1 protein-coding gene is annotated in these 1,160 nt (G+C 69.0%); it reads left to right on the forward strand.

Going from position 1 to position 1,160, the window contains the following annotated elements:
* Positions 1-1,160, forward strand: a 1,160-nt coding sequence (locus AAHG09_RS31750) for an ISL3 family transposase (protein ID WP_342112322.1), incomplete at both ends; no start/stop codon positions are given.

A 1,160-nucleotide genomic window follows, 5' to 3' on the forward strand; every position in this document is an offset into this window, starting at 1 on the left:
CCGAGGACGTCCTGCCTACCTTCGCGCGACGCACCTCGCGGCTGGAGCAGATCGTCCATCACCTCGGGCTCGCACTCGGTGGTCGGCCCGGTGCGGGCCTCGCTCAGCGCCTGATGCTGCCCGTCAGCCGCGACACGCTCCTGCGCGTGATCCGCCGTCGGGCGACGACACACTCTGATCCACTCAGCATCATCGGCATCGACGACTTCGCTTGGCGGCGCAACCACCGCTACGGCACCCTCGTCTGCGATCTCGAACGACGCCGCATCGTAGCGCTCCTGCCCGACCGCGAGCAGGCCACCGCGCAGACATGGCTGAAGATGAACAGCTCGATCCGGATCGTCGCCCGCGACCGCGGGGGTGGATATGGCGAGGCCATCGCCCGTGCTCTACCGCAGGCTATCCAGGTCGCCGACCGGTGGCACCTCATGGAAAATGCCAGCCGTGGCTTCCTCGATGCCGTGCGCAGGTCGATGCTACAGGTTCGCGAGGTCGTCGGCGCAGCCACGATCGATCCGGTGCTGCTCACTGCAGCCGAGCGCATCCAGTACGAGGGTTACCTGCGGCGGGAGGAGGCGGACGCAGCCATCCGCGCGCTCGCCGAGGCAGGCGTTCCGATCCGCCGGATCTGCCAACGTCTTGGCCACAGCCGCAAGGTGGTGCGTGCGGTCCTGCGTGGGGAGCGTGCCGACGTCTTCCGGGTTCGCCAGAGTTCGCTCGACGCCTATTTGCCCTGGCTCGATGCCCAGTGGGATGCTGGCAGCCGCAACGCGACCGAACTTTGGCGCAGGGCGAAAGGGCAAGGCTTCCGGGGATCGCTGCGCGTGGTCGGGGAATGGGCGACGCGGCGTCGACGCGCCGAGCAGGCCAAGATCGAACGGCTGCAGCGTGTGCCGTCGGCACGAACCCTGGCGCGATGGCTGATGACCGGTCGCGACCGCTTGACCAAGGCGGAGACGCTGACCGTGGCTGCCGTCGAGGACGGCGTGCCGGCGCTGGTCGAGGCGCGCCAGGTGGTGGGCGCTTTCCAGATGATGGTCCGGGCGATGGCGCCGGACAGGCTCGAAGGGTGGCTCACGCGTGCTGGCACAGGCCTCGTCGCCTCGTTCGCCCGCGGCGTGGGTCAGGACAAACCTGCGGTTCTGGCGGCGATCACGTTG

It is taken from the genome of Methylobacterium guangdongense, from assembly GCF_038442355.1.
Taxonomy (GTDB): Bacteria; Pseudomonadota; Alphaproteobacteria; order Rhizobiales; family Beijerinckiaceae; genus Methylobacterium; species Methylobacterium guangdongense.